Here is a 12,506-nt window from a genome sequence, read left to right on the forward strand (position 1 = left end):
GCGTTACCTCCGCTGTTGTGCCGCCGAGCGCTTTGGCGTTGCTGAAGGATCTCCACTGTTCCGTCGCCTGTTCCAGCCAGGCGCGCCGTTGTGTAGTCCGTCGCCACCATTGCCATCCAGTAAGTAGTGCAGCAGCGAACAGCGTGGCGCCGCCTACTAACTTTGCGGAGAAGGGAACGCCGGCGGAGGGAAGGAGAACCAGAGAGAGGGCAGCCGCGGATAGAACAACCGCGCTGGCCAGTACCAACCCGGCTGTCGCAACTCTCGGTTTCACCGCTGGGTTCACGACCAATGTTTTGCCTCTACATCAGCTTAGATCTACCAGCCCGAACTCGTAAGGACGACCTGCCCCGATCGACGCATATCAAATGTGCTGATCTCGGGCTGAGGGGCGGGCTGACAGCTGCCGGCGCTCTCAATTGCTTCCTGAAGTCTTTCCCGCTGGCCCAGCTGTTCCCATTCGTAGTTCGCCGGGGGAGCTCCCAATGGCAGGTGAGAATCGTAGATTCCCCATCTGTCCCTGAACAGGGCAACATCGCGAATCAGCCCGCCCAAGAATTCTGTCGCACCCACGGCGGCAGTCAGCTCGTCCTTCCACGGAGCACCCTGCGTCAGGGCAGCCCAGGTGACGGATTCCATCCTTTGCCGGATGCGTTCGCGGACCTGGACGATCATGTCTGCCAACCCGGGTCCAAGTACCGGGAACGATTCGCGCAAAGGGTCTGTCGCCGTCGTCGGTGTTCCTTTTGTGTAGCGACGAAGCCACGCGCTAAGGAGGGCCATCGGGTCGTGCACTGAATGGCTGCCCTGCACGGTCCGCTCCATGACGCGCTCTGCGCCGTGACGGCCGACCGCTGTAGCTTTTCGCCAGGCGGCAACTGCAGCGCCCCACGACGGTGACGCGCTTAGTTCTTGCACTGCGAGCGGGGCACGCTTTCCCAGACAACGTCTGAGGTCCTCACCGGCGGCAATCTGCGCGAGGTATTCGTACTCGGCATACAGCCGTTCAAGGTTGTCCGCCTTCCTGCTCTCTGCTTCGCGGACCTCGTGGGCAGTCCGCTCGGCACCCTCTGCGGCCAATATCTCACCGAGAATGCTGCGCCACGACAGCTGCAGCGAGGGGTCGACGGCTTGGTGTTCTGAGTCGTCGCCCTCGCTGACATATGCTGCGTTCCCGGACCGGCCGCGCGTCATGCTCACGTAGAGCAGCTCGCGGGTCAACCGTCCTGGGGTGACCACTGTGTGCCCGGTATCGACCGTAAGGCCTTGGGATCGGTGAGCGGTAGTCGCGTAGCCGAGCTCAACGGACGTCTCAAGATAGGCCCGGGGGAGTACGACGCTCGCCCCAGTCTCCCGCCGTACTGCGAGAACTGACCCGTCGTGCCTGTTGACCGCTCTGACGTCGAACAGCGTCCCGTTTCGGACAAATTCGCCTTCGCTGTCGATGTGCCGGCGATTGTTGCCGCGGGCGATGATGGTGTCACCGGAACCGGCCTGCAAGCCGTCGGCGAGTTGAGCTGCCAGCTCTGCATCCACAACGCCCTGGGCCACCAGGTCTGCTCGGGCCCGCTCGTTGAGCATGCTGACCGTCTCGTTGTCTGCGGCAATCAGGATGGACGACTTACCAGCGCGCCTGTCGGCCCGCCACGCAAGATACGCCTCGTCCAGCATGCTTAGGTAAGAGCCGTGGCGGATCCGCCGATGCTGCTCGTAGTCCTCGATCGCCGAGTAGTCTCCTGACCGCAGCTTGAGGGACGAGGCGCGCTCCCACTCGTCGTGGAATCGCCAAATAGTGCTGAGGCGGGTGGTGAGTCCCTGGCGGTCCAGCCAGCCGAGGACGCCGCCGGCGTCGATTGCGTCCAACTGGCCTGGGTCTCCTACCAGGAGAATTTTCGCGCCGGCTTCCATTGCTTGTTGCACAAGTGCAGCAAGCTGAAAGGTGGACACCATAGACGCTTCGTCAACGATGACGAGCTGAGTCGGGTGGAAGCACCAGCGCTGTTGGGTTGCGGCTAGTCGGGCAGCTTCCTGGGCGAATACGGTGCTCCGGCGGTCGCTGTACTTGGACGAACTCAGGAGTTCCTCAATGTGGAAGAAGCGGTCAGCCCGTGTGGCCGCCCCGTGTCCCAGCGACTCGTGCAGCCACTTGGTAACGTTCTCGGTGACCATGCGAAGTTCCGTGCCCAGCACCTCCGCGCTCGCGGCAGCCGGGGCCAGCCCGACGACACTGCCCGCTCCGTGCTCTGCCTCCCAAACTGCCTTCACCGCAATCAACGTGGTGGTTTTTCCCGTTCCCGCCGGGCCGACGATGGCGTCCAGCCGGTTTCTGCTAAGGACGACGTCCGCAACTGCCGCGCGCTGATCGGCATGTAGCCTCGGCACTTGCACACGGCGGCCGCTGTCCAGCGAGTCCATGACGACTGATGGGCGGACAGCCGGTCCGCCGTGGTCCTTCCTTGCTGTCATGATGGCGTCCTCGCAAGCGAGTGTTGAAGCGTCGGTGTAGAGGCGTGACCCATGGAAGTCGAAAACGCTCCGCTGGTTGAGCTGCAGGTCCGGGCCAGCGTTCGGTGGAAGGGAGTAGCGGTACTCGTTCAGGGGAACTGATTGTTGTTCGGCAGCGGTGGCGACTGCATCTATCAAAGCGGCCCGGTCTGATGAGGTGCTGCAGCGGATTTGGGCGCAGACTCTCTCCGCTTCTGCAAGTAGGTTCCAGCGGTTCCAGGTTGAGCGTTTTCCGGCAACCCGTTCCCTGGCGATGGTCGCGACAGCGGAGGTCCAGTCGGGAGTGAAGTCCAGGAAGGTAAAAGGGGCGACGCGGGAGCGGTTGATGGTGTGGGCGAGGACGTCAGATGGCTGAAAACCTTTGGCAATTGCTCGAGCCTGCCATTGCTCAGAGAGCTGGTGCAGTGGTGTGGGACTCTCGGGCTTCGGGGCGCGAGTGGAAAGGGTTGCCTGCTGGCGGAGTTTGATGGTAGTCGTAGCCGAGGGAGTCTGGCAGTGATCCTTGGTCCACGCTGCCACAAGACGATCAGTTTCCAAGTCGATGAGGCGGGAGCGATTGGAGAATTCGCGGATGAGTTCTTCATCGATCCCGGTGAGCTGTTGGCTGGGGTTGTGCGTTGTGGTGAGGGGAGCGCGGATCTCGGGGTCGCACCCAAGGTCCCGTTGGAGGGCGTCGAACAGCAGGCCGTTGTAGTGTTCGCTCGCCGCAACGGCTGCTTTGTACAGAGCTCGCGAGTCGAGGGTAACCCAGGCTCCGTCGGTGACCCGTTGTGTGCGGTTGGCGATAACAAGGTGGGTGTGGAGCTGCGGATCCCCGGTTCGTGACTCCCAATGGTCGAACGCGGCGGCAACAGCTCCTTGGGTCCCGATATGGGCGACGCCGTTACGGCCGGCCCTTGTGTGGATGACGTTCTGTTCCAGCCACGCAAGGGTCGCCTCGACCGCTTCGTGGTGGGTTCGCAGGATCTGCTGCTGCTTGCTGTGTGGGCTCAGCGCCCAGAGTACGGACACCGACTTTGGCACGCTGAACGTCAGGTCGAAGCCAATGACCGCATGCCGTTGAGCTGATTGGCCGGCCTTGTTCTCGACAGCGGCAGATTGGGCGTGCGGCCTGCCCAGGGGAGTGCCGGTCAGCGGATGCACCGCCATGTCAAATACCGCTCTTGCGTCGGTTTCCGTGACGGCGTCACCCAGCGTCTTACTGATGCCGTTTAGTCCGCCGCCAATCCAACGCCCCTGGGGTGTGCCCGCCTTCATGTAGTACGTGGTGGGGTCCGGGGGAGAACCGGAAAAGTCATCCATCATCGTTGTCTTGAACAGGTAGCGCAGACCCGACCGGGCAGACAGACGTGCGATAGACATGGTCACAGTCGGGGCGCCCCTGCCTGCTGTTTGCTTGGATCCCAACCCCGCCGGCGGAGGATGTCCAAGGTTCGGACGTCAAGAGCCACTCCCTTGGCACGGGAGATTGAGACAAGCAAGGCCGCGGTGTGCGCCAGGTCCTGCACATTAGTCCGTTGAGCTCGTTTAAGGCGTGCGACCTCCGACTGGAGGAGGTTGATGCTCAGCCGCTGTTCCGAACTCTCGGCTTCGAACCGGTCGATCTCTGCGGCTTGAGAGCGGAGCTTGGACTGAACCACTTGGCGTTGGCGCTCGCAGGATATCCTCTCGGACTCCAGGCGACGCTTCGTAGCCTGCAACTGCGCTTTGAGGTGCGGCGAGCTCAAAGTTGTTGCCGGCACTGTAGAAGGTCGAATTGTGGCTCGGTGGCGACGACTCCGGTGCCTGTTCGCGCAACGTTGGGAGCAGAACCGGTGGCTCCTCCGCGTCGCTTCGAAAGTGGTACGGCACTCTTCGCAATTCTTCTGGTTCACGTTGATTCATCAGCGAAGCGCAGCGGGGCAACATGACTGGCCGTGACAGCATCTAACGCTGGCGCCTTGGATGCCAGAGGTGTGAGGGCTGGATTCTAACGAGGAAGGTGGGGCGTGGAGCGGCTCTCGAGTAAGAGCTCGGCGCGTTCGACTACCGACAAGTGGTGTTCGTTGAGGCGCTCGCGGGCTAGGGGACTCGCCAATTCACAGTCTAGGATTTCGACTAGATGCCGGTGAAGGTGGGCTTCCGCGTGGCGGGAGAAGAACACGAGCAAAGCGGGGCGGTGGTCCTGCAGGACCAGCTCACGCTGGCAACTTGTAACGTCATTCCAAATTGGCTTGATCTGCATGAGAAGTAGCCTTGCCCGCAGCGCGAAGATGCCCTGCCGGAGGCGTCCCGCCATGCGGGGGAGAAGTAGTCCAAGACTGACCAGGAGCACAGCAGCCGTCTCTCCGATCCAGTAGAAGCCTGTCAGTGCGGCAGCTGTTTGACTGTCGGCGCCTTCAGCTGCAATCACAGCGCCGTAGATCAGCCGGTCCAGCAGGACAAGTGCGAAGAGGACGCATCCCCCTGCGATGAGGGAAAAAGCCGACCGGAAGGCCGGTGCGTGCATGTGCGGGACGTTGCTGCGGCAGACCCGGGCTATGTCAAGGCAGACCCACATGATGAAAGCGGAGCCTGTCCAGAGGAAGACTGCCATCCCGGGCTGGTCAGCGTAGGTCAGCGGCAAGTTGGGATCGGTGCCATCCACGCGGCTGGCGAGAAACCCGGCCGTCACTGTGGTGCACACGGCGGCAGCAGCGAATCTGCCCAAGACGAGCTGCCGCCGTCGTACTTCTGTATCTGTAACCGCTGCCAGCAGAATCGCCGTGCGAAACTGCCAGAACCCCAGGAGCAAGGACAAGAGGGTAACCAGCCCGACGCGGTTGTGTCCGCCAAGTAATGGATCGACGGTGTAGTAGATCGCTGGGACATAAAGGGTACAGGCGATCGCAGCGAGGATAGTGGCGCGGAAGACGCTGCCACGGTGAGCATCGAGCGCTGTTGGAAGCCTGAGAACGGTCAGGACCCAGAGTGCGGCGGCAGGGACCGCTTCCATCAGCCGAATACTTGTCGAAATGCCAAGGGCTCGGGCATGGCATCGAGGTCGCTGTTGATGATCCGAGTAGCGAGTTGGTCGGCCAAGACTTCAGCCATGAGTTCTGCGCCGTCTGTGTAGCTGCTGCGTCCGAGCACGCGGAGTACGTCCTGGCTTAGGTCAGGCAGGAAGGTCGCGGCAAGGTCTGCGCTAGTTTCTTCGAGGTCATGACAGAGAATCATGTGGCTGAACTCATGAAGGACGATCTGCTGCCGGTGCCAGGCCGACTTCACGGGGGCATGCAACACGATGTCCCGGTCCGCGCAGATTAGCCACACGCCGCAGAGTTCTGATCCGGATAGGCCAGGCAGTTCATCGACAATGATGGGGCGGCTTCTTTGCCGTTCCAGTTTGTCCTGAATGAGCTGGAGCGTTGGCGCCTTGGGCAACCCAAAGCCTTTCTCGGCCTTGCGGGCTACTTTTCGAGCTTCACGATAGTTCATTGCTTTGGAAGGTTGACGGGTCAGGGACCTTGACGGGGCCGATTTGATCCAGAGAGTAGCCGCCCGGGTACAAAGACGAGCCGGCCTTGCCTGGCGTGAAATGGGGCTTCCGGTTCATATGCCGACGCCTGCGGAGGCCGTTGCGGACTGTCAGAATAATTCCCAGGGTGGCTCGGGAGCCTCGGCCGCTGCGGGGGAGCCCGAGGGCGCCAACGAGTCGGTCATCAGCGAGCATTACACTGATCATTCTTGCAGCGAAGGGTCGTAGAGGAAGCGGCAGACGGCTCTGAAAGACCTGAACTGTCGCGTCCATCAGCTTTTGGCCTTCAATCGATGCAGAGACATGGGTTGCCTCGTATTGGTCGAAGAAGCGCTCCGCTTCGGCATAGGTGTCAGGCATTCCATTTATGTTCATCCGGGCCCCCAGCTCAGCGAAGAAGCGCGATGCAGCGGCCAGCTCTGCTCCTGTGGGCTGGCGCCACGCATGGTGCTGGACCCACCGGATCGGGACAACCAGCAGGGTGAGGAGGACGTAGAGGTAATCGTCAGGGCTACCGGGGACGTTGCGGTGAGCGCGATTGAGTAGGGCGACCATGCTCTGTCCACGGTCGCTGTCGAGGCCGCTTGCGATGAGCTCGTAGATGACGATTGCAGTGTCGTAGGAGCGCTTCATGGGACGCTCTTGGATTTCGCCGTTCCGGTAGAGAGTGGCTGCGATGCTTGGGATGGCAAAATTCCGGTAGTACGAGAGGAAGAAGCCGAGCTCCATATCTGCTGCCAGGTCGTAAAGGACCATCGTGCGGAAGGTGGCTTCCCAGTCGTTCGGGGAAGGGCTCTCCTGGCGACGGAGGCTGGCCGCGAGGGTGGGATGAAGGTTCACCGTAGCCCCCGCTCTTAGTACCTGCTTTTGCACGCTCGAACTGTGGGCTGCGAAGGCTCCCCAGCTCGGCTAACTTGCTTACATCCTAGAACTGTTGTCCTCAGCTGGCTAGGTGAATGTAGACGGGTCTACGCAGGTTTCTTTGCGCGGTTGTTGGCCAGTTCTCGCTGCAAGCCCTTTTCCCCCTGGCGCATCATCAGGGCATGTGCTGCGACGAAGGCCGGAGCGGCAATTGGTGTCAGTACGTTCATCCAGCGCCGGGTAGGCCGCACGCGCCACTCTATGTCCATACGGGTCGTCTTGCCCTGTTCTTGGGGGACAAGGGTTACTCGGCCCGTGCCCTGCAAGTGACCGCCGGCGTCGAACTCTATCTCACGAGGCGCGGAGACCTTTGTAGGGTGGATGGTGATGGTGAGCGTGTAACCCAGGAACGCCTTGAAGTTCAGGTGGGCCGTGGTGGCCTTCAGGATTTCCTCCGGGGCTCCGCTGGCGGCTTCGGTTCGCTCCAATGGCGCAGCGAAGGTGCAATGCGGCCACCACTGGGGCCAACTCATATCGACGTCTGCAATCACCGCCCACACCTTCTCGGGCGAGGCGGGAAGCTGCCATGTAGAACGGAGATCGAAGAGGCGCGGCTTCATACAGTTATCTTGGCATTCCTGTGATGATTTGAGGTTCTATCTTGCTCATCTTGCTCATCCGCAGGGACAGTTGGGAGTCGGAGGCAACCTGTTGGAGCATCAGGGATGCTTCAAGGGCATGCTCCATAGCGCTACCTGGAGGCAAACTTATCTCCTCCGGTCATGCCGGATCAGATAGGTTGCGAAAGCCGGAGAGGCAGTAGGCCAAGTACGTGGTGACGGCTTGGTAGAGCGCCGGGTGGGCTCGGGTCCTTGGCCGACGTGGGGACGGTATCAAGCGGCCTTGAGGGGGACGGGGACGAGTTCCTGGAGTTCTTCGAGGGTGCAGCCGAAGGTCTCCCGGACGGTGACACCGTGGGGACCGGTGAGAAAGACGGCTTTGTCGGTGTAGACGCGGGTGACGCAGCCGACGCCGGTGACCGGGTAGGTGCAGGCCTCGACGATTTTGGAGGCGCCATCGCGGGTGAGGAGGGTCATCATGACGAAGACGTCCTTCGCGCCGGTGGCCAGGTCCATGGCGCCGCCGACGGCGGGGATTGCCCCGGGCGCCCCGGTGTGCCAGTTGGCGAGGTCACCGGTGGCCGAGACCTGGAAGGCGCCCAGGACGCAGATGTCCAGGTGCCCGCCGCGCATGATCGCGAAGGAATCGGCGTGGTGGAAGTACGATGCGCCGGGCAGTTCGGTGACCGGGATCTTGCCCGCGTTGATGAGGTCCTCATCAATCTCCCCGCCCGTGGCTTCGGGTCCCATGCCGAGCATTCCGTTCTCGGTGTGGAGGGTGATGTTCTGTTCCTCGGTGAGGTAGTTGGACACCAGGGTGGGCTGGCCGATCCCGAGGTTCACGAACGAGCCCGGGGCGATGTCGCGGGCCACGAGCCGGGCCAGGTCATCACGGCCCAGGGGCGTCTCGGAGGTCTTGATGCTGGTTTCGGTGAGGCTCATCTCAGGCCACCTTTTCTGCTGCGCTGCCGCTGCGGGCAACTCTTACCACGGTGTTGACGTAAATGCCGGGGGTGACCACGTTTTCCGGGTCCAGCCCGCCGGTGGGGACAATCTCGGAGACCTGGACGATGGTGTGCTTGGCCGCCGCGGCCATGATGGGACCGAAGTTCCGGGCCGTCTTCCGGTACACCAGGTTGCCCTTCCCGTCCGCCTTCAGGGCCTTGATCAGGGCCACGTCGGCGTGGATAGGGGTCTCGAAGACCTGCCCACGGCCGTCGATGATGCGGGTTTCCTTACCCTCGGCCAGCATGGTTCCGTATCCGGTGGGCGTGAAGAACCCGCCGATCCCGGCCCCGGCGGCACGGATGCGTTCGGCCAGGTTGCCCTGCGGCACCAACTCCAGCTCAATCTCCCCGGCCTTGTACTTGGCATCGAAGTGCCACGAATCAGACTGCCGCGGGAAGGAGCAGATCATCTTCCGCACCCGGCCTTCCTTGATGAGCAGGGCCAGGCCCTGGTCGCCCTGGCCGGCGTTGTTGTTCACCACGGTCAGGTCCGTGGCCCCGCACTCCAGCAGCGCATCGATCAGTTCGAACGGCTGCCCGGCGTTGCCGAACCCGCCGATCATCACGGTGGAACCGTCCTTGATCCCGGCCACGGCCTCCTGGACCGAATCAACAAAAGTCAGCATTACTGGTCCTTTCCAGCGGTGACGTTCTCGAGTACCACGGCCAGGCCCTGGCCCACGCCAATGCAGATCGCGGCGACGCCCCAGCGCTGCCCGGAGGCCTGCAGGGACCGGGCCAAGGTGCCCAGGATCCGGGTCCCGGAAGCACCCAGCGGGTGCCCCATGGCGATCGCCCCACCGTGCTGGTTCACGATCGAGTGGTCAATCCCCCAGGCGTTGATGCACGCCAGGGACTGCGCGGCGAAGGCTTCGTTAAGTTCGACGGCGCCCACCTGCTCCCAGCCGATGCCCGCCTTCTCGAGGGCCTTGTTCGCAGCCTCGACGGGGGCGTAGCCGAAGTACTGCGGATCATTCGCGTGCGCCCCGCGCCCGGCGATTCGGGCCAGCGGATCCAGGCCCAGCAGCCCGGCGGCCGCCTCGGACCCAATCCACGCCGCGGAGGCGCCGTCGGACAACGGCGACGCGTTGCCCGCGGTGACCGTGCCGTCCTCGGTCCGGAACACAGTTTTGAGCCCGGCGAGCTTCTCAGCGGACGAACCCGCCCGGATGCCCTCATCCCGGACCAGGTCCGTCCCGGGCACCGGGGCGACCAGGTTGTCGTAGAACCCTTCATCCCAGGCCGCGGCAGACAAGTTGTGCGAGGCCGCGGCGAACTCGTCCTGCGCCTCCCGGGTCACCCCGTACTTCTCGCGCAGCCGCTCGGTGGCCTCACCCAGGGAGATGGTCCACTCCTTCGGCATCGCCTTGTTCACCAGCCGCCACCCCAGGGTGGTGGAGGCCAGGGTCATGTCCCCGGCCGGGTACGGCTTCTCCGTCTTCGGCAGCACCCACGGGGCACGGGACATCGACTCCGCCCCGCCCACGAGCATGAGATCGGCGTCGCCGGCGTTGACCTGCCGGGACGCGATGATCGCCGCGTCCAGCGACGACCCACACAGCCGGTTCACCGTAGTCCCCGGGATCGAGACCGGCAGCCCGGCCAGCAGGGTCCCCATCCGGGCGATGTTGCGGTTCTCCTCACCGGCACCGTTGGCGTTCCCGAACACCACCTCATCAATCCGCTCAACATCAAGCCCGGGAGCCCGCTGCACAGACTCCCTGATCACATGCGCGGCAAGGTCATCCGGCCGCACCCCGGCAAGACCGGAACCGAACTTGCCAAACGGGGTACGCACAGCGTCGTACACAAAAGCCTGGTTCATAGGGTTTTATCCATTTCAATCTGTTTCTGTCATTCGGGGCTGCGCGGTTTAAGGCAACAGTCGGCACCGCGGTGCCTGCTACAAAATTGGCCGTGTCCAATGCAGTCAACGCATGCACCATTTAGCGGGACTGCCCCGGCATGTGGCTGGGTTGCGCGAGGCGCGTGTTAGACAGGATTTGTTCCGACCGTGAGTCCACCGCATACGTAGAGGGTTTGCCCCGTGATGAATCCGGACCGCTCGTCCAGGAAGAACCCTGCAGCGTTGGCAATGTCTTCCGGCTGGCCGAGCCTTCCCACAGGAACGGAGGAAATGATGGCTTTTGTCCGCGGTGAGTCTTCCGGGTTTGCTTTCATGAAGAGTTCCGTGGCGATGGGCCCGGGTCCGATGGCATTAACTGTGATTCCCTCCCGACCCAGTTCCAAGGCCCAGGTGCGGGTCAGTCCGATAAGGCCCGCTTTGGCGGCCGCATAAGCAGTGCGCAGTTCCTTACCAAGTGCTGCTCGCGATGACATATTGACGATCCGGCCGAACCCGGCCTGCGTCATGCCGTCAAGAACAGCCTGGGTGCACTGGACGGCGCAACGGAGGTTAAGCGCATGTGACTGATCGAGCTGGGTCAGGGACTGTTCGCGGAGCGGGGCGGGGAAAACTGCACCAACGTTGTTGACCAACCGTGTGATTGGACCCTCGGACAGGGCGGCTTCGAGGGCTTCCGCCGTGCTGTCGACGTCCGACAAATCGGCTGTGATTGAACGGCCGAGGTCCGCGGGTTGCTTGTCGATGACCACGACCTCCCACCCCTGCTCCAGCCCGCGCGAGGCGATGGCACGACCGATTCCAGAGGCACCCCCGGTAACGAGGAGACGTTCTACCATGACAATTTTCCTTCCTCCACGCACGTCGGCATGCACGGAACTCCGTTGCGGCGGTGCAACACGTTCTTTTCAGTATGCCCGGAAAGAAGGACAGATAACGTGTCCATCCGATACCAATACCGAGTAAACTGATCTGAAATTCAGAACAATGGAGCGGCTGCGTGAGGATGACGAAGTGGAAGTAAAGGATCTTGAGGCCTTTGCCGTCGTGGCCGAGGAACTGCATTTCGGCCGGGCGGCCGCGAGGCTGCATATGTCGCAACCGCCGCTAAGTGCACGCATCAAGCAACTTGAACAAAGTTTGGGCGTTCAGCTCTTCGAACGAAGCACCCGTACGGTTGCACTGACGGATGCAGGATCGAGGCTCCTGGTACCGGCGCGAAAGGTACTCAGTCAAGTGTCTGCGGTCCAGAACCTGGCCGAGTCAATTGCTGCGGGGGAACAGGGACGCGTCAGAATCGCTTTCGCCGGCGCCTCGAGTCAGCGCGCCCTACCGATTCTGACCCGAGCTGTGCGCGAGTCCCACCCGGGGATCGAGTTGCAGCTGGAGTCCCAGACCTACGTCTACACGGCATTGGACAAGCTTCTTGAGGGATCACTGGATCTCGCTTTCGCGCGACTTCCCACCCCCCAGAAGGAACTGGAGTCCCGCGTTGTCGAAGTCGAAAGAATTTTGTGCGCCCTGCCGGAAGGCCACCCTCGCGCGGCCCAGCCCAGTCTTTCCTTGGCGGACCTTCACGACGAAGAGTTTGTCAGCCTGCCCGCTGATACAGGTTCGATTCTCCAGGCCACCATGTATGCGTTATGCATTACTGCCGGATTCAGGCCGAAGATCGTCCAAGTGGCTCCTGACTCCTCTACTGCTCTTGCCCTCGTTGCCGCCGGCGCGGGCATCACCATCACACTCAGTTCGGTAACTCCGTCGCAATCCGTCGGAATCGTCTACCGGGAATTGGACGACATTCACCCCAGCCACATGTTTGCCACTTTGACGTGGCGAAAGGATGACACATCTCCTGCACTTGCTGCGGTGCTCCAAGTCTCGGAAGTCGCATTGCCCACCCCCGACCTTTCCGGCTTCGCTATCAGATGAGCGTGAATCGGTATTTCTGCCGGGCTGACTCTCAAACTATCTTTGGAGGCGCACCAGTTGCCCTCCAATCCTGCCCAAGCCAATTCAACGCAAGCCGGTCCAGCCTCTCCGCCCTTGGTCCAACGTAGCGGAGTTGCGGGCGGCAGTCGCACGGGCATCGACGAGATGCTGATTCTCTTGGGCGCAACAGATAGGTTCACAATGACGTCCCTTAGTGCTTC

At 62.3% G+C, this 12,506-nt stretch carries 10 protein-coding genes; 1 reads left to right on the forward strand and 9 read right to left on the reverse strand.

Annotated elements, in window-relative coordinates:
* Positions 1-318: 318 nt before the first annotated feature.
* From mobF to VIK36_RS09350, 9 genes are all read right to left on the reverse strand, one after another.
* Entirely contained in the window at positions 319-3,867 is a 3,549-nt protein-coding gene (mobF, locus tag VIK36_RS09310) for a MobF family relaxase (protein ID WP_324644902.1), read from the reverse strand.
* 607 nt (positions 3,868-4,474) lie between these two features.
* Entirely contained in the window at positions 4,475-5,479 is a 1,005-nt protein-coding gene (locus tag VIK36_RS09315) for a hypothetical protein (RefSeq protein ID WP_324644903.1), read from the reverse strand.
* Positions 5,479-5,961: a hypothetical protein gene (locus tag VIK36_RS09320; RefSeq protein WP_324644905.1), complete on the reverse strand. Its 483-nt coding sequence runs from the start codon at positions 5,959-5,961 to the stop codon at positions 5,479-5,481. The genes VIK36_RS09315 and VIK36_RS09320 overlap by 1 nt, the downstream gene beginning before the upstream one ends.
* On the reverse strand, positions 5,948-6,874 hold the full coding sequence (locus VIK36_RS09325) for an oxygenase MpaB family protein (protein WP_324644907.1): 927 nt from the start codon (positions 6,872-6,874) through the stop codon (positions 5,948-5,950). Before VIK36_RS09325 ends, VIK36_RS09320 begins: the two co-directional genes overlap by 14 nt.
* Before the next feature lie 95 nt (positions 6,875-6,969).
* The gene (locus VIK36_RS09330; protein ID WP_255175260.1) at positions 6,970-7,482 is read right to left on the reverse strand and encodes an SRPBCC family protein; all 513 of its coding nucleotides are present in this window, start codon (positions 7,480-7,482) and stop codon (positions 6,970-6,972) included.
* Positions 7,483-7,755: 273 nt separating this feature from the next.
* Complete coding sequence (locus VIK36_RS09335) at positions 7,756-8,424, reverse strand: 3-oxoacid CoA-transferase subunit B (RefSeq protein ID WP_255175261.1); 669 nt, start codon at positions 8,422-8,424, stop codon at positions 7,756-7,758.
* Position 8,425: 1 nt separating this feature from the next.
* Entirely contained in the window at positions 8,426-9,115 is a 690-nt protein-coding gene (locus VIK36_RS09340) for a 3-oxoacid CoA-transferase subunit A (RefSeq protein ID WP_018762905.1), read from the reverse strand.
* Entirely contained in the window at positions 9,115-10,314 is a 1,200-nt protein-coding gene (locus tag VIK36_RS09345) for a thiolase family protein (RefSeq protein ID WP_324644912.1), read from the reverse strand. Before VIK36_RS09345 ends, VIK36_RS09340 begins: the two co-directional genes overlap by 1 nt.
* Before the next feature lie 167 nt (positions 10,315-10,481).
* Positions 10,482-11,192: an SDR family oxidoreductase gene (locus tag VIK36_RS09350; RefSeq protein WP_255175264.1), complete on the reverse strand. Its 711-nt coding sequence runs from the start codon at positions 11,190-11,192 to the stop codon at positions 10,482-10,484.
* A gap of 148 nt (positions 11,193-11,340) precedes the next feature.
* Between VIK36_RS09350 and VIK36_RS09355 the strand changes: the two genes are divergently transcribed.
* Positions 11,341-12,285 carry a LysR substrate-binding domain-containing protein gene (locus VIK36_RS09355; protein ID WP_255175265.1) on the forward strand — a complete coding sequence of 315 codons (945 nt, stop codon included), beginning with the start codon at positions 11,341-11,343 and terminating at the stop codon, positions 12,283-12,285.
* Positions 12,286-12,506 lie beyond the last annotated feature (221 nt).

This window comes from Pseudarthrobacter sp. LT1 (genome assembly GCF_035621795.1).
Taxonomy (GTDB): domain Bacteria; phylum Actinomycetota; class Actinomycetes; order Actinomycetales; family Micrococcaceae; genus Arthrobacter.